Genomic DNA, 20,469 nt, shown 5'->3' with positions numbered 1-20,469 from the left:
AACTGGAGGGTCGCAGGGTGAAAGTTCTCAAACCTGAAACGGAACAAAGAAAAACCCCACGTAACTGTGGGGAAAGTTGGTGGGGTGACACCCTCTTGCAAGGGGAGGAAACCCCGACTCCATGACCTCGAATCAAACTGACTGGACGAAACGGTGTGCTTCGAACTCTGAGGAGCTACAAACTTCGTTTCGAACAACCTCCCTCCAGCCTTCACCGTCCAGTCAATTTTCTTCTCTGTCCAGAGCCGGGTCAGTCAGGTCAAATCGACTTGATTCCGCTTTTGAACAGATATTATGACTTTGAAACGCCGCCTACATGTTCGGCATCAAGACATAGCACCTTGATTAACGATAAGCAAAACGCAACCTACTCCCTTTTCGTGGAGATGCTGTCCGACATGGTGACCACATTCCTCCACGCACTTCCTTCATGGAAGCGTAAACCTGTCGTCCCATTGAGCGACTGGAAGTCACTTCTACGCCACATCCAGGCAGAAGAGGAACAGTTGTTAATGGATGAACTCACTGCCGAGCTACTTGGCACAGACGAGTTCGTAGCCGTCGCCTGACAAAATCATCTGAGATCATACAGCATACAAAGGGAGTGACCACTTTGCAACAACTCGTCCGTGTGGCAATCTACGCCCGCGTGAGCACCGAAGAGCAGGCCGAGCACGGGTACAGCATCGACGCTCAAATCGAAACGCTCGAATCCTTCTGCAAGGCCCACCAGAAACTCGTCGTGAAAAAGTACATCGACCGGGGCGTTTCCGGGAAATCGACAAAAGGCCGCCTTGAATTGCAAAAGCTGATGGCGGACGCTTGCAACGGGGAGTTTGACGAGGTTGTCGTCTGGAAGATCAACCGTCTCGCACGGAACAGCTCTGACCTCTTGAATATCGTGGAGCACCTCAACAGGAATGACGTGGCCTTTAGAAGTTACAGCGAATCGAACATCGAGACCACCACCCCGACTGGAAAGTTCTTCTTCACAATGCTAGGGGCTGTCGGTGAGCTTGAGCGCGGAACGATCGTCGAAAACGTGAAGCTCGGCATGAAACAGCGCGCCAGAGAAGGGAAATGGAACGGCGGCGTTGTGCTCGGGTACCAGACGGTCGATGACGGGCTGCAGATCGTCCCCTCCGAAGCTGCTCTCGTCCGTCGCATCTTCGACCTCTACGCCTCGGGCAAGGGATACAAGGCAATCGCCAACATCCTGAACCATGAGGGGCACAAGTCAAAAAAGGGGAACCCTTTCGCCATCAACGCGATTCGCGACATCCTGACCAATCCAGTCTACGTCGGCAAAATCCGCTACAACGTCCGCGAAAACTGGAACGAGAAGCGCCGCAAAGGAAAGAACTCCAATCCCATCGTAGTTGAAGGTCAGCATCCCCCGATCATCGCGGACGAACGGTGGGAGCAGGTGCAAAAGCTCATCGAGAGCAAAGGGAGCAAACAGAAGCGGACTCACAACGACGACTTCTTCCTCACAGGCCTGTTGAGATGCCCCCAATGCGGCTCCGGCATGGTCATGCAACGGAACACTAGCAGGCGCAAGTCCGGCAACGTCACGATTCTCTACTACACCTGCGGGGCCTTCAAGAACAAGGGCTCTTCCGTCTGTAAGGCGAACACCATCCGCAAAGAAGTGGCCGAGAGGTACGTGAACGACCGACTGAAGGAAGTCGTCCTGCAACCTGCCATCCTTCGGGACATCGTGAAAAACATCAACACCAAGCTGTCCGGGAAGATCAAGCCACTGGAAGACGAACTGCAAAGCATCGACAATTCCCTCGCGGGAATCGACGCGAAGAAGCAGAAGCTCTTCAAGCTCTACGAGGACGATCTGATTGAAAAAGACGACCTGAGCAAGCGGTTTGAACAGCTCAAAGCGGACTACGCGAGGCTGGAAGCTCGGAAAGCGGAGATCGTCCCGCAACTCGAAACCCAGAACCGTCAGCCCATCTCCTACGAGTTCGTTAGGTCGGTGCTCGCCGAATTCGATAGGTTGCTGAGTTCCGCTCCGAACGAACAGCAAAAAGCCCTCCTGCGCCTCATCATCAAACAGATTACGATCAAGAAGGACAGACGGAAGATCGAAAACATCGAACTTTGCTTCGACGAAGAAATCCAAAAATACTTCCTCAACCATGCCCCATCTGCCGACGCAGATGGGGTTTTGCTATTGCCCACAAAAAGAAAGGGCTGGATCAGCACGATCCAGCCCTTCTCTATTGCAATTTAGGATGAAAAGCCCGTAAGGAGGTGAATTGCATTGTGCGTCAGAAAGCCGAAAGATGGTCTTTAACGCGATCTTTTTTGACCATCTGCCCCATCGGGAAGCCGTTCCACACTACAAGTTTTCTCAGTCTTTCTGCGGCTTCCTAGCAAAAAACATGAGCTATTTATGATGATCAAGGAGTCAATTTCCAATCCTTGACTTTGACTATCTTTGACCATATAATTTAGATAACATCTAACAGGAGGTACACAAAATGTCTATTTCATCTCATGAAGTAAAAACGCAAGTCACTGAGTTTCTGGATCAGCTGGATGAGCATCTTTACGATGTTCCAGATAGCTGTACTGGGGTTAAAGGCGAGCCCTTCATCAAACGGGACGCGCAATTTCCAAAGTCTCTCTTTGAAGAGATGCAATCTTGGGTGAGCGAGCTCTCAGACATCGATGTGGAGGACGAAGAGGTTGAGTCCCTGCCTCAAATCTCTCCCGAATACATCGACAAGTTGAGTGACTTGCTTTCCTACGACGGCAGTATTTACGATCTTGCCGATTTCGATGTAAGCAATCGCATCAGCAACCTCGTGTCAGAGGACCGCGATGCATACGATGAAGGACTGAACGGTTCTATCGAAACGGCCACAAGCGATGCTTACGAGGAGCTTGAGGATTTGGTTGACTCCGCACGAGATGACATCAAAGAACTCGTTGCGACACTCAAAAAGATCCTCTCCGACCTGTCGTAGTACAAAAAGCGAGACCTTGATTCGTACAAGGTCTCGCTTTTCTATTGCCCTCAATAGATCCACCAAAAAAACATGCGCTATTTGTGATACGGTTCCCCCCGCTGAATCCGAAACGCCCTATAAACCTGCTCCAACAAAATCACCCGCACCATCTGATGAGGAAACGTGAATTTGGAGAATGACAACTTATAATTCGCCCTCTTCAAAACCGTCTCATGCAGCCCCAACGACCCACCAATCACAAACGTGAAGGTACTAAACCTCTCAATCGCCATCCGATCCAGTTGCTCCGCAAACTCCTCGCTCGTAATCGACTTCCCTTCAATCGCAAGCGCAATCACATAATCCCGTTCCCCGACCTTCGCGAGCAGCTTCTCCGCTTCCTTGCGCTTGATCTGCTCCTCCTGCGCCGCCGACGCATTATCCGGCGTCGGCTCATCCGGCACCTCTACTACCGAAACCTTCGCATACGAAGAGAGCCGTTTCTTGTACTCCTCAACGGCCCCCACCCAATACTTTTCTTTTAACTTCCCAACCGTGAGCAGATTGATGTTCATTGCTACACGATCAGATACTTCGGGTTGTTGTCGCAGAACTCACACTTCGCCGGAGCACTCCAGGCGGTGAAGGAGATTTCCTTCAGGTTGTACACGTCGGGCGCTTGGCCTTCGTATTCATCCACAAACTCATCCAGTGCGATCTCAACATGCTCTTTGCATACTACGTACACGGATTCCACCTCGGTTTCACCTCGTTAGCTTGTCTCTTATACTAGCAGTCTCCCCCGCTTTTGTCCAAAAAACAACAGGCAGACCTCAAACGAGGCCTGCCTGTTTTTTCTAACCCTGCATTCCTTACTTCACGTCGCCTTGCTTGCCGAGGGTCATCTCAATCGTCTTTTGCTCTTTCCCACGGTAGAACTCGACTTTGATCTTGTCGCCCGGCTGCTTTTTATATAGCGCCTTGCGCAGTGCGATCTGGTCGTCCACCTGCGTGTCGTCGATCTTGGTGATGACGTCGCCTTGCTCAAAGCCCGCTTTTTTCGCGTAGTCCGAGACTTGGTACAGCACAACCCCGGTATCGACCGGCGCTTCCGGACGTTGCTTCGCCGGGAGGTCTGCCAAGTTCACCGGCGTGATCCCCATCACCGGACGATCGATCTTGCCTTTGTCGATCAGCTGTTGCACGATCGGCTGCGCTTCGGTGATCGGGATCGAGAAGCCGATGCCCTCAACACCCGAAGTCGCGATCTTCGCGGAGTTGATCCCCACAACTTCACCGTTGATGTTCACCAACGCACCGCCCGAGTTCCCCGGGTTGATCGCGGCGTCGGTCTGGATGACGTTCATCGAGTACACTTCTTGACCCGATTGTTCATCCGTCACCGGCAGTTCGCGGTTCAGCGCCGAGATGACGCCCACCGTAACCGTCTGTGCAAACTTCGCGCCGAGCGGGTTCCCGATGGCAATCGCCGGTTCGCCGATGCTCAGGGAGTCGGAGTTGCCAAGCGTCGCCGGCGTGATGTCCTTCACGTCGTTCTCATCGACCTTCAGCACTGCGAGGTCGGTGTAGAAGTCGGACCCGAGAACTTTTGCTTTGATATGCTTACCGTCCGGAAGCGAGACTTCGACATCGTCTGCGCCGTCCACGACGTGGTTGTTCGTGATGATGTAGCCTTTTTTGTCAAACAGGACGCCCGAACCGGTGCCGACTTCGTCTTCGTTGGTCTTGGTGCGGCCGAAGAAGTCTTTTTGCTTCTGCATGTTCGAGACGCCGACAATCGCCGGTTTGACTTTATTGACCGCTTCGGTGATGCCCGTGTTGACGTTGACGCTCATGTTGGTGGCGTTGCCAATCGCGGTGCTGCCCGCCGTGGTTGCTTTTTGATTGGAGATGGAGCTGTTGCCGTTCACTTGGATCATGTTCGCGTTGATGAGCTTCGGAACCATTACCAAGGTCGTGCCGGAACCGATGACCGCAGACACGAGTGCCACGGCGATCCAACTCGTCATGTTCCCGCCGCTTTTCTTCGCCGGTTTGTTGTTTTCAAAATCGTCGTAGTATCCCATATTGAAGAACCTCCCATTTGTAGGTTTTCTCTTTCACCAGTATCGGTTGTTGATCTTATTATACAAACCTGTTTGGTTTCTTCTCAAGGGCTCAACTTTCCAGTTCACAATTCGTTCAAGGGGAAGTTTGAATTATCTCCACAGTTTTCTAATGAATTTCTAAGAGAAGGTATAGATTGCCACGTATTGGATCAGACTATCCACTAGGCACGAACGAAACAAGTTCGGAAGTGGAGGGATTCGCTCATGAACCGACTGACAGGCTTTGGCGAGGTCGATCTCATCGCACAACTCGCGGATTTGAAGGAAGTGGATTACAAAAACACTCTCGTTCTCACCGCGGTGGTGGAACTTCTGGTGGAAAAGGGCATCCTGACCCGCCAAGAGGTCATCCAAAAAGCCCGTCAGTTGGATACGGATCTCTCCCTGGATTTGGATCGCTCGCTGTATGCCAACTAAGCTGTGAGCCAGCTTGCTTTTGTCTCCCCCTTCTCTATATTGAAAGCCCACCTCGTTCGGTTGAGGTGGGCCTTTTTTTGCGTATTCAAAAAAAATCTACAGCCGTTTGATCGACTTGAGCGGGGTCGGCTTGTCTCGATACGTATCGTGCAAGACAACATCCTGTCCCACCGCAATCCCGTTCTCCATCAGAATCCCGCGCACGGTGATCTCCGCAATCTCCGGCATGTTGTTGTCCGGACTCAGATGCGCGAGGTACACATCCCCCGAATTCCCCGACAGCACGTCCGTCAGCGCATCCCCCGCCGTCTCGTTGGAGAGATGGCCTTTGTCCCCGAGGATGCGCTTCTTGACGGTCCACGGGTGCGGTCCGACGCGCAACATCTCCACATCGTGATTCGATTCAAAAATGAACGCATCCGCCCCGACGATCGCATCTCGAACCCGCGTGCTCACATACCCGAGGTCTGTCGCCAAGGCCAATTTCGTCTCCCCTTGGTAAAAACAAAACCCCACCGGTTCGCGCGCATCGTGCGAGATCGGAAACGGCTCAATCCGCAGGTCCCCAAACTGCAAGGAATCCCCCACGGAAAAAACATGCTGCTTCGCAACCTCTATATCGCCCACATACTTCTCCATGCCCTCCCACGTACCCGCCGTCGCGTGGACGTTGAGGTTCTGCTTGCGCGACATGACGCCGACGCCTCGCACGTGGTCGGAATGCTCGTGAGTGACGAGCAGAGCTTCTATTTTATTCACATCGGCGCCGATCTCGGTCAGCGAGTTGGTAATCTGCTTGCCGCTGACGCCTGCGTCGATCAACACGGCGGTCTCGTCTGTCTCGACGTAGATCGCATTCCCCGTACTGCCGCTTGCCAAAACGCTAAAGCGTATCAAGGGCTGTACCTCCCTCTATGAAGCACGAATCTAAGGTGTTCCTTTTTCAATCTGCCCGGTGAAGGCGTTGACGTAGTAGACTTTCTGGTCGGTGACGATTCGCCACATCGGCCAGAGGTACCACACGTCTGCGTCGTCATAGTTCGGGCTGTAATAGCCGAGCTTGATGTCTCGGATCGCAACCGGCGTGTTGACGCTCGCCAACTCACTCGGATCGAGAGAATCGGCCACCGCCCGCACGGCGGAGATCGCCGACAGCACCCGCTGCCCGCTCTCTTGCTCGTCCCCGACTTCCAACGCTTTCTGATTATAGCTCACGATCTCCGAATTTTGAAGATGAACTTCCAGCAGCGCCGAGAAGATCGGATACTTCTGGTAACTCTGCAGATAGCGAACCATGGAGTGATCGCGGTTGATCAAGTCTTCGCGATACAATTCTTGGTGCCAGACGGTCTTGTCGATTTTCGCCATGACGACCGTCCCGAGTTTGTTCATCGCCGCCTCGCCATCCACATGACGGGTCGGCAGATATCGCATCGTAAAATACCCGTTCCCCGTCACCCCGAACTCGCCGACACGGGTCTGGAACTTCATCGTGCCCTTGCTTTTGTCATCCTCAATGACATGCGCCTCATGAAACGTCGACTCGGCGATGTCCATCAAGAGTTCCTTGGGATGATTCGCTTGCAAAAAATGCATCACCGGCGTTTCCTTGGGCACGTCCGTCTGCAAGACCAATTTGCGCTCGGTCAGCACGTCCTTGAGCTCTTGCAACTGCGAAGTAAACGACTGCACATACTCCGCCGCTTCCTTCTGCGCGTTGTAAAACTGGTAGCCCAGCAACAAATCGAGAAACAGGAACGTCACGATGAAGTAGGTTTTCGCTTTACTCCAATCCAAGCAACATCCCCTCCTCACTGCGCAGTCGTTCCCCCGTCACGGCGTCGTACATCCCCATGCGGGCGTCGGGCGTCTGTTCCACGACCCAGACAGGCCGCAGCGCCGCAATTCCGTCTCGCGGTGCTCGTTGCAAGTACGCCAGATACACGTTGGTGATGCGATTGCGATCCAACCAGACGCTTCCTTCAATGATCTTGAGCAACTCCGGTCCGGAGATGATCTGGACCACTTTGTCCGAGTAAGCTTTCACGAAGCTGTACTCCGAACGCGACATCTGGGCGACGTCATTGCGGTACAGACTGAGTCCGACGGTCGTGAGGTCCCCGAGCACCGGCAGTCCGTTTTGGTACAGACGAAACTCGAAGTCGTGGACGCTGTTCGTGTCCGAGTGCCCCGTCGAAGTCTCCACTTCGTGCAAGAACACATTGCCCGAAAAACCGCCGTGCTCGTTGGCGAAGTTCAACGCCCGCACTTCTTCGTACTCGCCGTCCGGCTTGCGAACCGACGTGCGGTCGACGGCGAGGTTGCGGTACTCGATGATCTTGTCCAACGCCCCGACGCGCACCGAACGGTTGCCGTCGGTCACGATCTGCGAACCGTCCTTCTCCAACACGCGGGACGTCAACGAATTGTCGAGGAAAAAGGAATCCACCAACCTCTGGTTGTGGGTTTCTATATTCAATTCAATCGCGTAATTCTGCAACGGAATGCGGTTGAGCGGCAGGTAAAAGTTCTTGTTCAAACTCTGGCCGAACATGCCGTACTCCGGCAACTTTTTACCGGCTTCCATCAACGCCGCCAAGCGGTCCTTGGGCACTTCGACGCGCGCGAGATACATCCTGGCGTCTCCTCCCCCGTAGATCAACGCTCGGAAGTCGTTCTCCTCCGGCATGCGGAACAGGTAGAGCGATCGAATCTGCATCTGCGGGTCGATTTGCGTGTTGAACTTGATCATTCCGTTGTCAGCCAAAGACTGCGCCGGCATGTAGGAATCGAAGTTGAACTGCAATCCCGGAATCTCGTCCACGATCTTGCGCCACTCCGTTTCTCCATAGTCGTTGGTCAACTGCGTATCGAGAAACGTGGACTTCTGCAACAACGTCATCGCATTTTCATAGTCCGGGAGATCCGGAACCAAAACGGTGTGTTTCTGCTCCCCCAGATGCAACACGATCTCACGCGGAGAAGCCACCGATTGAAACGTGCGGTAAAAGCTCGGGTCGCTCACTCCGATGTTGCTGGCATATTGCGGTTCATTGATCGACTCGTACTGCGGAGCAATGCTCCAAATGCCAAGAGACAGCAACAGCGAAATGAGGACGAGCGCGGTGAGGACGACGTTTTTTAACCGTTCTCTCAAGCTCCACTCCCTCCCGTCCCAACGGGCAAGGTGAAGGAAACCGCCGTTCCCTTGCCTTCTTCACTGTCGATTTGAATCTGGCCGCCATGCACTTCGACGATCTGTCGAGCGATGGACAAGCCAAGACCCGTGCCGCCCGCCGCACGAGAGCGCGCTTTGTCGACACGGTAAAAACGATTGAAGATCTGCGGCAGGTCGTGTTTGGGAATCCCGATCCCGTTGTCCACGACTTGCACGAGGATAAACTTGCCGCTCGGGCGGTACGCAATGACGCGGATTCGCCCCCCGTCCGGCGTGTACTTGATCGCGTTGGAGATCAAGTTGTCAAACACTTGATCGAGCTTGTCGGCATCGACGTTGACGTTCAAATTGCTCGGCACTTCAAACGCCAACGACACTTCGCGACGCTGCAATTGCATCGCGAATCGGAAGCAGGCGTTCTGCACCAACTCCCGCAAGTTGTGCGGGTCGAACTTCCACGATTCACGACCGGAGTCCAGTCGCGAGAGTTGCAGCAAGTCGGACACCATGCGCACCATGCGGTCGGTCTCCGTATGAATGACCGACAGAAACTTGCGGGCATGGCTCGGAGAATCGACCGCGCCGTCCTCAAGGGCCTCGATGTAACTTTTGATCGTGGTCAGCGGCGTGCGAATTTCATGCGAGACGTTCGCGACAAAGTCACGGCGGGCACGGTCTTCCTGTTCCTGCTCGGTGACGTCGCGCAAGACGATGACGGCTCCGCGCTCTTCGTTCGAGGAGCGGAACGACGCCGCATACGCATGCAAGATGCGGCCGGACGGGTTGCCCAGCGTAAATTCGTGCTCGCCGTTCAAGAGGCTCGACGTGTCCGCTTCGTCACTGTCCGCGAGCACGATGACCGAGTTCATCGGCTTCTCCAGCAGTTGATCCGGGTCGTCCGCTCCGAGCAGTTTGGCGGCGGCGGCGTTGGCGAGCAAGATACGCCCGTCTGAACCGATCGCAACCACGCCGTCCGACATATGTTCGAGAATCGCTTCGAGTTTGTCTTTTTCCTGCGCGTTTTCGTTGAGAGCTTCGCGCAGTCTTCGAGACAACGTATTGAACATCTCGCCCAGTTGCCCGATCTCGTCTTCGCTTTTCACGGACACTTCTTGGTCGAAATCACCGCGGGCCATCGCGCCCGCTTTTTTCGTGATCTCGACAATCGGGTTGGTAATCGTGCGCGAGAGCAAGATGACCAGCAGACCTGTGAGCAGCACCGCAAGCCCCGTCCCGGTGTAAAAAATCACCGTGATGTCGTGAATCGTCTGGTACACCGACGAAAGCGGCGCGATGCAATAGACGACGCCGAGCGTTTGCGAGGCTTTTTTGACAGGCACGGAGAGGTAGAGATAGCGTTGGTTGTTCGTCGGGTCGACTTTGATCGCTTCGACTCGTGTGCCGAGCAGGGCGCGGGTGACTTCGGTCTGGAGGTTTTTTTGCCCGATGAACGTTTTGTTGCCGGACGTCGCGAGGAGGATGGAGTTGGCGTTGATGATGTTGATCTCCGCTCCGGCGACGTTGGCGAACGAATCGGCGAGGTAGTCGAGATCGGTCGTGGAGTCGTGGTGGTCGCCGTTGTCGCTCAAGTAACGCGGCAGAACGTCCGACAGCACCATGACCTGCCCGCTGACTTTGTCTTGAAACGAGTTCAGAAAATGCTCGTTGACGCGCTGGATGAAGTAAAAGCCGATTACTTGGATCGCCACCAAAATGACGAGCAAGTACATCATCACCAGCTTCCATTGGATGCTACGAAGCAACCGCGCCTACCTCCTCAGCGTATAGCCCACGCCGCGGCGTGTCAGGATGTATTCCGGGTTGGAAGGGTCGTCCTCGATTTTCTCGCGCAGGCGGCGGATCGTGACGTCGACGGTGCGGACGTCTCCGAAATAATCGTAGCCCCAGACTTCTTGCAAAAGCTGTTCGCGGGTGAGGACGGTGCCTCGGTGTTTGATGAGATGGACGAGCAGTTCGAACTCGCGGTGCGTGAGGTCGAGGTTGACGTCCTTTTTTCGAACTTCGTACGTGCCGGTGTCGATGATGAGATCACCGACGGTCCACTTCGGTTTTTGTTCACTGCGGACGGTGTCCGGTTGTTGGCGGCGCAAGTTGGCTTTGACGCGGGCCATCAGCTCGCGGTTGGAGAACGGTTTGGTCACATAGTCGTCCGCCCCGATCTCAAGCCCCAGCACTTTGTCAATCTCGGTGTCCCGTGCGGTGAGCATGATGATCGGGACGGTGGAGAACGTGCGAATTTCTTGGCAGACGGCGAAACCGTCTTTTTTCGGGAGCATGATGTCGAGCAGGATCAGGTCGGGCTGTTCGGCAGACGCGCGGTCCACCGCTTCTTGACCGTCGTGAGCGAGCACGACGTCGTAGCCCTCTTTTTCCAGCGAAAATTTCAAAATATCTGCAATCGGAAGCTCGTCGTCGACGACGAGGATTTTGTAGTCCATGTTTGGGGTCACCTCCAATCTCCATTGTAGCATATTGGGTCTTCTTCTTCGGGATGAGTTGCAGTAGGATAAAGGTATCGAAAACGATTTCGGTCGCATGGAAAAAGGAGGCTTCGTTCGTGGAGCGGGAATCGCGGTTGTATCTGCTCATGATGGCGCTGTTCACGTTTGGGCAGGCGATGTCAGGGCTTTTTATCAACGTCTTCATCTGGAAGTTGCACTCCTCGTTCACATTGCTTGCCGTATATAGCATGATCTACTCGCTGGTCGTCGTCTTGAGTTTCCCGCTTTGTGCGGGGTTGGCGCGGCGGACGTCTCCGATGGCGAGTTTGCGGCTCGGGATTCTGTGCTTTATCTTGACCTATGCGTTGATGCTTTGGTTGAAAGAAGCGTCCGGGGACTTCATCTGGTTGATCGGGTTTGGGATCGGGATGGGGTCGAGCTTTTTTGCAATTGGGATGCATATGCAGGCGTTGGACAGTACGAAGGACGCGGGACGGGATCGTTTTTTGTATCTCGGGAATTTGTTGAATTCCATCGCGGGGATTGCGGCGCCGTTGGTTTCAGGGTTCTTGATCGACCGGTTTGACGGGATGACGGGGTACTACTTCGTGTTCTCGGTGACGCTGGTCTGGTATCTGCTGGCGGTCGCCGTCTCGATGAAGATCAAGGGCAAGTTCGTGGCGAAGCAATCCCAATTGCTCAACGTCTGGAAAAACCCCACGCGCGAGTGGCGCGGCATGTACTGGATCACGATCGGCTCCGGTTTTGTGGAGGGTGTGTACGGGACGTTCCTCATCACGATGATGGGGTATGCGATTGTAAAAAACGAACTGTCGCTCGGCGGAATCGCGACGTTCGCAGCGGTCGTTTCCATGTTGACGTCGTTTGTGCTGTCGAAAGTCTCAAAACCGGAGTATCGGTTGCGAATTTATGTGATCGGGGCACTGCTGGTCTGCGTCTCTTCGATTTGGCTGAGTGCGCAGATGGTGTTCATGGCGTTGGTGTTCTATACGATTCTCTCCAACGTGGGCATGAACTTGATCTCGACGTCGTTCTACGCGTGGACGTATGCATCGTTTGAAAAAGACCCCGACTACGAAGCTCGCCGTCTCGATTATGTGGTGATTCGCGAGATACCGCTTGGAGTGGGCCGTTCGCTGGGTCTGCTGGTGTTCTTGGTCTTGCAGTATTATGTGCAAGGCAATGTGCTGGCGGTTAGTTTCGCGGTCTTCGGCTCCGTCTTTGTGTTGATGATTCCGCTGTTGCGCTCCATTTGGACGGAGAAGAAAAAAACGCCTAAACCCGCGCGGGTTTAGGCGTTTTTTTTCAGAGCTTGAAGGACTTGGGCGATGGTGGCGTGGTCGCCAGGGGTTTCGTCGATGTGCTTCCAGAGGACGTTGCCCTTGCGGTCGAACAGCCATGTGCCGCCCTGTTGGTAGATGTCGGAGGTCTTCATCGACTCGTTGACGACGGCGAGTTTGTCAGCTTCCTTGGGCTTGAAGTCTTTCATCTTGCCGGTGAGGAAGCCGATGCCCGCCATGCCGAGGAGTTTCCACTTGGGCATGACTTTGTGACCGAGCCCTTCGAACGCGTGCTGGTTCGGGTCGCCGAGGACTTGGAACGGGTACGGTCCGTACGCTTCGATGTACTTGCCGACCAGCGAGCCGGTGGCAGGTGTGATGGCGATGATTTGGACATGGTGAGAAGTGATCTCGTCGGCGGACTCACGCAACTGCGCGAGATAGTCTCTGCAAAGCGGTCAGCCAAGGTGACGGACGAAGGCGACGAGGGTGAGGTTCTCCTGTGCGATGACGTTTTGGAGAGTCACTTCGCGGCCTTCGACTTGCGTTTCGAGTGTGAAGTTCATGATGTTGGGCTCCTTTCGGTTGGTTTCGACCTCAGTCAGCTTGCATGGCGTGCATGCGTTTGAGCAGAGAATCGAACTCCCCCTTGAGACGGTGGAATTCGTCGAAGGTGAGGTTGCTTCTGCACATGAGTTGTTGCGGGACTTCGGACGCTTTTTGTTTGAGTTCGCGCCCTGCGTCGGTGGGACGGATGAGGACGACTCGTTCATCCGCCAGGGATCGCTCGCGAGTGACAAGTCCGTTTTGTTCGAGACGTTTGAGCAGCGGCGTGAGCGTGCCGGAATCGAGGTAGAGCCGTTCGCCCAGGTGTTTGACGGTGGCTTCGTTCTCCTCCCAGAGCACGAGCATCACGAGGTACTGCGGGTAGGTCAGACCGATGGCTTCGAGCAAGGGACGGTACAGGCGCGTCATCTCACGGGTGCAGGCGTAGAGCGCGAAACAGAGTTGGTTGTCGAGGATGAGATGCTCGTCAGACATATCGTGCCTCACTCTGCCAAAAGCTTCTCGATGTCGGCTGCGATTTTTGCCGGATCGGTGGTCGGGGCGTAGCGTTCGACGACACGGCCTTTTTTGTCAACGAGGAATTTGGTGAAGTTCCATTTGACGCCGGAAGTGAGGAAGCCCGGTGCGTTTTTGGTCAAATGGGCGAAGACGGGGTTGATGTTCGCGCCCTTGACGTCCGATTTCTCGAACAGCGGGAAACTGACGCCGAAGTTGATCTGGCAGAACTCCTCGATCTCGCCTGCGTTGCCCGGTTCTTGGCCTGCGAATTGGTTCGACGGGAAGCCGAGGACGGTGAAGCCTTGGGATTGGTATTGGTCGTAGAGCGCTTGCAGACCTTTGTATTGCGGGGTGAAACCGCACTTGCTGGCGGTGTTGACGATGAGCAGAACTTGGCCTTCGTAGTCGCGGAGCGATTGGGCTTGACCGTTGATTCGGTTTGCGGACAGGTCGTAGAGATTGGACATGGGGAAGCCTCCCTTTGATTGGTTTTATACAATTTGATTGCGCACAATGTAATTGGTTGTATCTTAGCATGCCCGATCTCGTGCAGAATGTGAGCAGGCGCACAGAATGCAAAATGTTACCGCGTGTCCTCTCCCCTGCTCTCGTGCAAACTAGCTCATGAAAGGGAGGGATTGCTCATGAACCAACCTCAGGAACAAGCGATTCTCGCCTACTTCAGTTCCCCGGACGAGGCACAGATTGCCGCCGAACGGGTGCAGCATGAGTTGGACATCGACGATGTGCAGGTTGACCGTTTTTCGATGGTGCCGGGTGAAGGGATGAGCGGGTTGGAAAACCCGATCCAAGCGGACTTCGGCTCACACGGGGAGTTGGTGGAGGGCGGAGACGGGATTGATCGCAATACCGGGGTCGCGCTCGGGGCAGACCCTGCTGTTTCGGGGATGTCGGACGGGTACGATGATCGGGAAGGTCTGCGCACGTCCGGTCGCAACTACCTCGTGACCGTCGTGGCTCCGATTGCCAAGCTCGATGAGGCGCTGAACATCATCAACGAATGCGGCGGCATGCACTGATCTCTCTCTTCACGTTTGGAAAAAAAGCCGGCTCCCAGTGAGGGGCCGGCTTTTTTTGCGGGGGATGGTTTTAGGGTTGCAAGATCTTTGTTGAGCATGGCTAGCTTTTTGGTTGAACTGGCTGGCTACTGTTGGGTTTGGGTGGACGGTTGCTGGGTTTGAGATTGGCCTTGCTGGCCGTTCGGTGCGCCGTGACCGCCACGCTGGCCGTGGTCACCACCGAAGCCGCCTTTGCCACCCTTGCCACCCTTGCCGCCGAAACCGCCTTTGCCTTCCACTTGGTCGGTTGCGTGTTGCACGCTGTCGGTTTTCATTTGCGCGGCTTGCTCTGCCGTCAGTTTGCCGTCTTTCACATCTTGGTCGAGGTGGGCTGCATCTTGCTTGACGAGCAGGTCGATGACCGCTTGCTTCTCTACCCCTTGCGCGCTTGCGATGTCGGCGAGCGACTTCCCTGCTTTGAGTTGCGTGGTGAGCTCGTCTGCGGAGAGTTTCAGCAGAGTTTGCAGGTCGGTGTTGTTTTCGAGACGGAAGCCGGGACCGCCCGGACCTTCATGACCATCACGATCTCCTCCCGGTCCGCCGAATCCGCCCTTGCCATCCACTTCGTCGGTTGCGTGTTGCACGCTGTTCGCTTTGCATTGGGTCGCTTGGTCTGCGGTCAGCTTGCCGTCTTTCACATCTTGGTCGATATGAGCGGCGTCTTGCTTAACGAGCAGGTCGATGACCGCTTGCTTGTCGACCCCTTGCGCGCTTGCGATGTCGGCGAGCGACTTGCCTGCTTTGAGTTGCGTGGTGAGCTCGTCTGCGGAGAGTTTCAGCAGAGTTTGCAGATCGGTGTTGTTTTCGAGATGGAAGCCCGGGCCGCCCGGGCCGCCGTGCCCCCCGCGTTTACCACCCGGGCCGCCGAATCCACCCTTGCCGTCTACTTGGTCGGTTGCGTGCTGCACGCTGTTGGCTTTCATTTGGGTCGCTTGGTCTGCGGTCAGCTTGCCGTCTTTTACATCTTGGTCGATGTGAGCGGCGTCTTGCTTGACGAGCAGGTCGATCACCGCTTGCTTGTCGACCCCTTGAGCGCTTGCGATGTCGGCGAGCGACTTCCCTGCTTTGAGTTGCGTGGTGAGCTCGTCTGCGGAGAGTTTCAGCAGAGTTTGAAGCTCGGTGTTGTTCTGGTTGAAGAATTCACCGTGCCCCTTGCCTTTTTGTTGTTGATCGTTCGTTGCGGTTTTGTTGGTCGTCGTGGACGTTGCTGCCATTGCGTACGTTGCGGTACCTCCGAGTGCGACTACCGTTGCCAATGCGACTGCATATTTCGTGAACTTTTTCAAAGTTTATCATCCTCTCTTATTGGGTGGCTCTTCCTTACAACCTCAGTATGCTTGGGTTTGATTTGAATTCGGTTTGAAACTCTTGGCAAAATTGTGAAGCCCCCTGAACGCAAAAAAAGCCGCCCCACGTACAGGGCGACTTTCTCTCTTCTTAGTACTTAGTACAGCTCCACAACCGGAATCGTCTGCTCACGGCCCGGACCGACCGAGAGGATGGCGAGTTGCACGCCGGTGACTTCTTCGAGCTTGCGGATGTAATTTTTCGCGTTCTCCGGCAGTTCGTCGTAAGAACGAACGCCCGAGATGTCTTCGCTCCAACCCGGCAGCGTTTCGTAGATCGGTTTGCACTGGCCGAGCACTTTCAGCGAAGTCGGGGTCTCACGCAGGGTTTCCCCGTTGTAGTCGTAGCCGACGCACACTTTCAGTTCTTCCAGGCCGGTGAGGATGTCGATACGGGTCAACGCCATGCCGTCCAGACCGGATACACGACGCGCGTGACGGACGACGAGAGCGTCGAACCAGCCGCAACGACGTGCGCGGCCGGTGGTGGTGCCGAATTCGCGACCTTGGTTGCGGATGAAATCACCGGTCTCATCGAGCAGTTCGGTCGGGAACGGGCCGTCGCCCACGCGGGTGGAGTACGCTTTGACTACGCCGACGACTTTGTCGATCTTGGTCGGGCCAACGCCGGAGCCGATGGTGACGCCGCCGGCAGCTGGGTTCGACGAAGTGACGTACGGGTAGGTCCCTTGGTCGATGTCGAGCATGGAAGCTTGAGCGCCTTCGAACAGGATGTCGGTGCCTTTGTCGATCTCTTCGTTCAAGACAACCGAAGTATCGGTGACATACGGGCGCAGAATCTCTGCATAGCCCATGTATTCGTTGAAGATCTCTTCATAGTCGAACGGTTCTGCGCCGTAGAGTTTCACGAGCAGGTCGTTTTTCAGCTTGAGGTTGCGCTTGAGTGCGAACGCAAACTCTTCGCTGTCGAGCAGGTCGACCATACGGATGCCGATACGTGCGGCTTTGTCCATGTAGGCCGGGCCGATGCCCTTTTTCGTGGTGCCGATTTTCGCGTCGCCCTTGCTCTCCTCTTCCAACTCATCCAACTTGAGATGGTACGGGAGGACGAGATGCGCGCGGTCGGATATACGAAGACCGTGGGTCGAGACGCCTTTGTCCTTCAAGTAGTTCAGTTCGCTGACGAGGGCTTTCGGGTTCACCACCATGCCGTTACCGACAACGCAGATCTTCTCCGGGTAGAAAATCCCGGACGGGATCAAGTGCAGTTTGTACTCAATGCCTTCGATCCAGATCGTGTGCCCTGCATTGTTGCCACCTTGGTAACGCGCAACAACACCAGCTTTCTCCGCCAGATAGTCCGTGATTTTACCTTTGCCTTCGTCGCCCCATTGGGTGCCGACAACAACAACAGTTGCCATACGACAACACCTCCAAAAAATATCGTACCCGACCTGCGTCGGGCTTACTCGTGAAGAAAACATATTGAGTGTAGCAAGGATTCCAGAGGATGTCAATGAAAAAAGCGAACGTATCCGACCCATTTAATGATCAATGTTCGTGTTTAAGAAAATGATTCTTTCGACCCATGCCTAGAGTCACTTACATGTGCGATGATTTAATGTAAGGGGAATGACGATTTAATTAAGGTTATATAAAGGTAGGGTGAGGACATGAGGAACACCTCGTTTCTGACAGCGGTCGTCACGGCAGCGCCGGTCTATCTCGATCTGCGTGCCTCTTTGAAAAAAGCAATCGGCCTGATTGCCGAAGCCGCGGAAAACGGTGCGAAGTTGATCGTGTTTGGGGAATCCTGGTTGCCGGGCTACCCGTATTGGGTGTGGCTGCGTTCGCAACCGGATCAAGTGGAATTGACGCTGCGTATGTACTATGACAGCTTGACTCTCGACAGTGAGGAGACCCAAGAACTCTGCCAAGCGGCTCGTGAACACAACGTTCATGTGGTGATGGGGATTACCGAGCGCGAAGGTGAGAAGCTGTACAGTTCCTTGCTGTTTGTCGATAACGAAGGCAACATCCCGCTCGTACACCGCAAAGTGCGGTTGACGGGGCCGGAGCGCATGATTTGGGAGCCGGGTACTCGTGACACGATGCAAGTCGTTCCGACGGAACTCAGCATCCTCGGCGGGCATCTGAGCTGGGAAGACACGATGCCGGGTCTTGCAGACCTCTTCGCGGCCAACGAAGAGCTGGAGCGAGAAGGCGAGCAAGTTCACATCACGGCGTATCCGGGCTTCACGCTGGGTCTGGACTACTCCTTGGGCCAAGGAGCCAACGCTGCGCTGGCACAGGCGTATGCGCTTCGTACGCAAGCGTTTGTCATCGCCGCTGCGACGACGGTGTCGCCGGAGATTGCGCATTTGGTTTGCCGCACAGACCGGGATCGTGAGTTGTTCACGGCGGGCGGCGGGTATGCACAGGTGTTTGAACCGAACGGGGCTCCGTTGATTTTTGAAGACACGACGGAGGGCGGGCTGTTCTACGCCGTCATCAACCCGAAGTTGATCCGTTATGCGAATATGATCTGGGACCCGACGGTCTCGGAGTAACAGAGTAAAAGAAAACCGGCTTCCCAATGGGAGGCCGGTTTTTTAGTTACTGCATCAAGTCGTCCGGGAACGTCCAGAGGACGTGCGGGTTGTCCACGATGGAGGAGTAGTCGCCGAGACGGGCTTTGTAGTTCTCCCAGTCGGGGCGGTCTGCCTCATGGTAGTAGTTGTTGAGATCAAGGACGGGCGGGCCGAACCACCACGGTTTGAGGACGAGGTAGGCAGAAGTGCCGTGGTTGTACGCGGGCACATTCTCACGGACGATGTCCGGCACGTGGTGGACGTAGCCGATCTTGCCCCATGCGAGAACGAACAACATCGCCAGAATCGTCCCGATCCAAAGCAACACCCTCTGCCACGTCTTGAAAAAAGGCTGCAGCTCGCCGTCGGCGTCTTCCGCCTGCTCCTCAACAACCGGAGGAACAACCTGCGACGATGCAGGGTCAAGCGTGGGCACCATCGCCGCCGAAGTGGCGGTGGCTTCCTCGCGGGCTTGTTGGATTTCTTGGAGAGCGGCGGATTGTTGCTGCTCTTTTTTTGCTGCTCGGGTAGTTTTCTTCCGATTGTGCTTGGCCTTGCGACTGGGGAGGGTCATGCCTTCGTGCCAGTCGGGGTTGTCCCAGTTCCGGTCACTCATGCTCCTGGCGCCCTTTCCAGCGATACGAATTTGTTGAAGTTTTTCAAGAACACCAATTCAACCGTCCCCGTAGGACCGGAACGCTGCTTGGCGATGATAAATTCAACGATGTTCTTGCGCTCCGATTCCGGGTTGTAGTAATCGTCGCGATACAGAAAGGAAACAATATCGGCATCCTGCTCGATCGACCCGGACTCACGCAAGTCGGACATCATCGGACGCTTGTCCTGACGTTGCTCGACAGAACGCGAGAGCTGCGACAACGCGATGACCGTCACGTCCAATTCACGGGCGATCAACTTCAGCGTCCGCGAAATTTCCGAGACTTCCTGCTGACGGTTGTCCGTACGACCGTTCCCTGAAATCAACTGCAAGTAGTCGATCAGCACCAGCCCGATCCCATGCTCCGCTTTCAAACGGCGGCACTTCGCCCGGATGTCATGCACCGTAATCCCCGGCGTGTCGTCGATAAAAATCGGCGTCTCCGAAAGCGAGCCGACCGCCATCGTCAACTTCGGCCAGTCGTCCTCGTCCAACATCCCGGAACGCATCCGCCCCGCGTCGATGTTGGCCTCGGCGCACAAGATACGCTGCACCAACTGCTCCTTGCCCATCTCAAGCGAAAAAATCGCGACCGTCTGCCCCGCTCGTGCCGCGACGTTCGTCGCCAAGTTCAGGGCAAATGCGGTCTTCCCGACCGCCGGACGGGCCGCGAGGATGATCAAGTCGGAGCGGTTGAATCCGTTCGTCATCTTGTCCAAATCCGGGTAGCCGGACGAAATTCCGGAGACCCCGCCTCGGTTGTTATAGAGAAACTCGATGCGCTCAAACGTATCGAGCAGAACGTCTTTGATCTGCGTGAAGCCTTTGTTGAAACTCCCGGCTTGGGAGATCTCCATGATCTTTTTTTCCGCGTCGCTGATCATTTCGTTGACATCGCCGCCGGCGTATCCGGTGGAGGCGATCTTGGTCGCCGTGTTGATCAGTCGGCGCAGAACCGACTTTTCCTTCACAATCGACGCGTAGTGGTCGACGTTGGCCGCTGTCGGAACGCTGTTCGCCAAATTGGCGAGGTACGCGACCCCGCCAATTTCTTCAATCTGTCCGTTGTCTGCAAGCGTCTTCGATATGGTGACAACATCCACCGGCTCGCCCGACTCGGCGAGCAGAAGAATCGCTTCGTAGATCAGCTGGTGGGACTTGCGATAGAAGTCCGGCACCTGCAACATCTCTTGCACGGTGACGATTGCGTCCGCTTCAAGCATGACAGCGCCAAGCACCGCCTGCTCCGCCTCGATATGCTGGGGAGGAACCCGTTCCAGTAATTCTTCTTGCATTCCCATTCCTCCTAGCTC

At 55.2% G+C, this 20,469-nt stretch carries 21 protein-coding genes; 6 read left to right on the top strand and 15 right to left on the bottom strand.

The features are described from left to right. Positions 1 to 613: 613 nt before the first annotated feature. Positions 614 to 2,248, top strand: coding sequence for a recombinase family protein (locus JJB07_RS00485; protein WP_201630229.1), 1,635 nt, complete (start codon positions 614 to 616; stop codon positions 2,246 to 2,248). 250 nt (positions 2,249 to 2,498) lie between these two features. Continuing rightward, entirely contained in the window at positions 2,499 to 2,987 is a 489-nt protein-coding gene (locus JJB07_RS00480; RefSeq protein ID WP_201630228.1) for a hypothetical protein, read from the top strand. A gap of 77 nt (positions 2,988 to 3,064) precedes the next feature. Here JJB07_RS00480 and rlmH read toward each other — a convergent pair whose 3' ends face one another. The 3 genes from rlmH to JJB07_RS00465 form a co-directional block, all read right to left on the bottom strand. Continuing rightward, positions 3,065 to 3,544, bottom strand: a complete 480-nt coding sequence (rlmH, locus tag JJB07_RS00475; protein ID WP_201630227.1) for a 23S rRNA (pseudouridine(1915)-N(3))-methyltransferase RlmH — start codon at positions 3,542 to 3,544, stop codon at positions 3,065 to 3,067. A 2-nt stretch (positions 3,545 to 3,546) separates the two neighbouring features. Continuing rightward, a complete protein-coding gene (locus JJB07_RS00470; protein ID WP_201632607.1) occupies positions 3,547 to 3,717 on the bottom strand; it encodes a CxxH/CxxC protein in 171 nt (56 codons plus the stop codon). A gap of 124 nt (positions 3,718 to 3,841) precedes the next feature. After that, positions 3,842 to 5,056, bottom strand: a complete 1,215-nt coding sequence (locus tag JJB07_RS00465) for a S1C family serine protease (RefSeq protein ID WP_201630226.1) — start codon at positions 5,054 to 5,056, stop codon at positions 3,842 to 3,844. Between the two features lie 246 nt (positions 5,057 to 5,302). Between JJB07_RS00465 and JJB07_RS00460 the strand changes: the two genes are divergently transcribed. Then, a complete protein-coding gene (locus JJB07_RS00460) occupies positions 5,303 to 5,515 on the top strand; it encodes a hypothetical protein (protein WP_201630225.1) in 213 nt (70 codons plus the stop codon). Positions 5,516 to 5,611: 96 nt separating this feature from the next. Here JJB07_RS00460 and JJB07_RS00455 read toward each other — a convergent pair whose 3' ends face one another. Genes JJB07_RS00455 through yycF form a run of 5 tightly spaced genes read right to left on the bottom strand, consistent with a single transcriptional unit; the run spans position 5,612 to position 11,152 of the window. Further along, complete coding sequence (locus JJB07_RS00455; protein WP_201632605.1) at positions 5,612 to 6,409, bottom strand: MBL fold metallo-hydrolase; 798 nt, start codon at positions 6,407 to 6,409, stop codon at positions 5,612 to 5,614. Positions 6,410 to 6,442: 33 nt separating this feature from the next. Then, positions 6,443 to 7,312 carry a two-component system regulatory protein YycI gene (gene yycI, locus JJB07_RS00450; protein WP_201630223.1) on the bottom strand — a complete coding sequence of 290 codons (870 nt, stop codon included), beginning with the start codon at positions 7,310 to 7,312 and terminating at the stop codon, positions 6,443 to 6,445. Next, a complete protein-coding gene (yycH, locus tag JJB07_RS00445; RefSeq protein WP_201630222.1) occupies positions 7,299 to 8,672 on the bottom strand; it encodes a two-component system activity regulator YycH in 1,374 nt (457 codons plus the stop codon). The genes yycI and yycH overlap by 14 nt, the downstream gene beginning before the upstream one ends. Further along, positions 8,669 to 10,456, bottom strand: coding sequence for an ATP-binding protein (locus JJB07_RS00440; protein WP_201630221.1), 1,788 nt, complete (start codon positions 10,454 to 10,456; stop codon positions 8,669 to 8,671). Before JJB07_RS00440 ends, yycH begins: the two co-directional genes overlap by 4 nt. Positions 10,457 to 10,462: 6 nt before the next feature. After that, positions 10,463 to 11,152 (bottom strand): response regulator YycF, encoded by a 690-nt coding sequence (gene yycF / locus JJB07_RS00435; protein WP_201630220.1) that lies wholly within the window; start codon positions 11,150 to 11,152, stop codon positions 10,463 to 10,465. A gap of 53 nt (positions 11,153 to 11,205) precedes the next feature. Between yycF and JJB07_RS00430 the strand changes: the two genes are divergently transcribed. After that, on the top strand, positions 11,206 to 12,471 hold the full coding sequence (locus tag JJB07_RS00430) for an MFS transporter (protein WP_201630219.1): 1,266 nt from the start codon (positions 11,206 to 11,208) through the stop codon (positions 12,469 to 12,471). Here JJB07_RS00430 and JJB07_RS00425 read toward each other — a convergent pair. The 3 genes from JJB07_RS00425 to JJB07_RS00415 all read right to left on the bottom strand — a co-directional run bounded on the left by JJB07_RS00425 (position 12,468) and on the right by JJB07_RS00415 (position 13,988). Beyond that, positions 12,468 to 12,887, bottom strand: a complete 420-nt coding sequence (locus tag JJB07_RS00425; RefSeq protein ID WP_201630218.1) for an AhpC/TSA family protein — start codon at positions 12,885 to 12,887, stop codon at positions 12,468 to 12,470. The genes JJB07_RS00430 and JJB07_RS00425 overlap by 4 nt on opposite strands. A 166-nt stretch (positions 12,888 to 13,053) precedes the next feature. After that, positions 13,054 to 13,497 (bottom strand): MarR family winged helix-turn-helix transcriptional regulator, encoded by a 444-nt coding sequence (locus JJB07_RS00420; RefSeq protein ID WP_201630216.1) that lies wholly within the window; start codon positions 13,495 to 13,497, stop codon positions 13,054 to 13,056. A gap of 8 nt (positions 13,498 to 13,505) precedes the next feature. Then, on the bottom strand, positions 13,506 to 13,988 hold the full coding sequence (locus JJB07_RS00415; RefSeq protein ID WP_201630215.1) for a glutathione peroxidase: 483 nt from the start codon (positions 13,986 to 13,988) through the stop codon (positions 13,506 to 13,508). Positions 13,989 to 14,165: 177 nt separating this feature from the next. On the opposite strand from JJB07_RS00415, the gene JJB07_RS00410 reads away from it, so the two are divergent. Further along, a complete protein-coding gene (locus JJB07_RS00410) occupies positions 14,166 to 14,561 on the top strand; it encodes a hypothetical protein (RefSeq protein ID WP_201630214.1) in 396 nt (131 codons plus the stop codon). Between the two features lie 125 nt (positions 14,562 to 14,686). Here the strand turns inward: JJB07_RS00410 and JJB07_RS00405 are convergent, their stop codons facing one another. After that, entirely contained in the window at positions 14,687 to 15,886 is a 1,200-nt protein-coding gene (locus JJB07_RS00405; protein ID WP_201630213.1) for a hypothetical protein, read from the bottom strand. 158 nt (positions 15,887 to 16,044) lie between these two features. Further along, a complete protein-coding gene (locus tag JJB07_RS00400; RefSeq protein WP_201630212.1) occupies positions 16,045 to 17,328 on the bottom strand; it encodes an adenylosuccinate synthase in 1,284 nt (427 codons plus the stop codon). A 252-nt stretch (positions 17,329 to 17,580) separates the two neighbouring features. Here JJB07_RS00400 and JJB07_RS00395 point away from each other — a divergent pair, with 252 nt between their 5' ends. Next, the gene (locus tag JJB07_RS00395; protein ID WP_201630211.1) at positions 17,581 to 18,477 is read left to right on the top strand and encodes a nitrilase-related carbon-nitrogen hydrolase; all 897 of its coding nucleotides are present in this window, start codon (positions 17,581 to 17,583) and stop codon (positions 18,475 to 18,477) included. Between the two features lie 46 nt (positions 18,478 to 18,523). Here the strand turns inward: JJB07_RS00395 and JJB07_RS00390 are convergent, their stop codons facing one another. Both JJB07_RS00390 and dnaB read right to left on the bottom strand, forming a co-directional pair. Beyond that, positions 18,524 to 19,114 carry a hypothetical protein gene (locus tag JJB07_RS00390; protein WP_201630210.1) on the bottom strand — a complete coding sequence of 197 codons (591 nt, stop codon included), beginning with the start codon at positions 19,112 to 19,114 and terminating at the stop codon, positions 18,524 to 18,526. Then, entirely contained in the window at positions 19,111 to 20,451 is a 1,341-nt protein-coding gene (gene dnaB / locus JJB07_RS00385; RefSeq protein ID WP_201630208.1) for a replicative DNA helicase, read from the bottom strand. Before dnaB ends, JJB07_RS00390 begins: the two co-directional genes overlap by 4 nt. Positions 20,452 to 20,469 lie beyond the last annotated feature (18 nt).

The organism is Tumebacillus amylolyticus (assembly GCF_016722965.1).
Classification (GTDB): domain Bacteria; phylum Bacillota; class Bacilli; order Tumebacillales; family Tumebacillaceae; genus Tumebacillus; species Tumebacillus amylolyticus.
The sequence above is the reverse complement of the archived record's forward strand: the minus strand, read 5'-3'. Positions and strand labels throughout refer to the sequence as shown.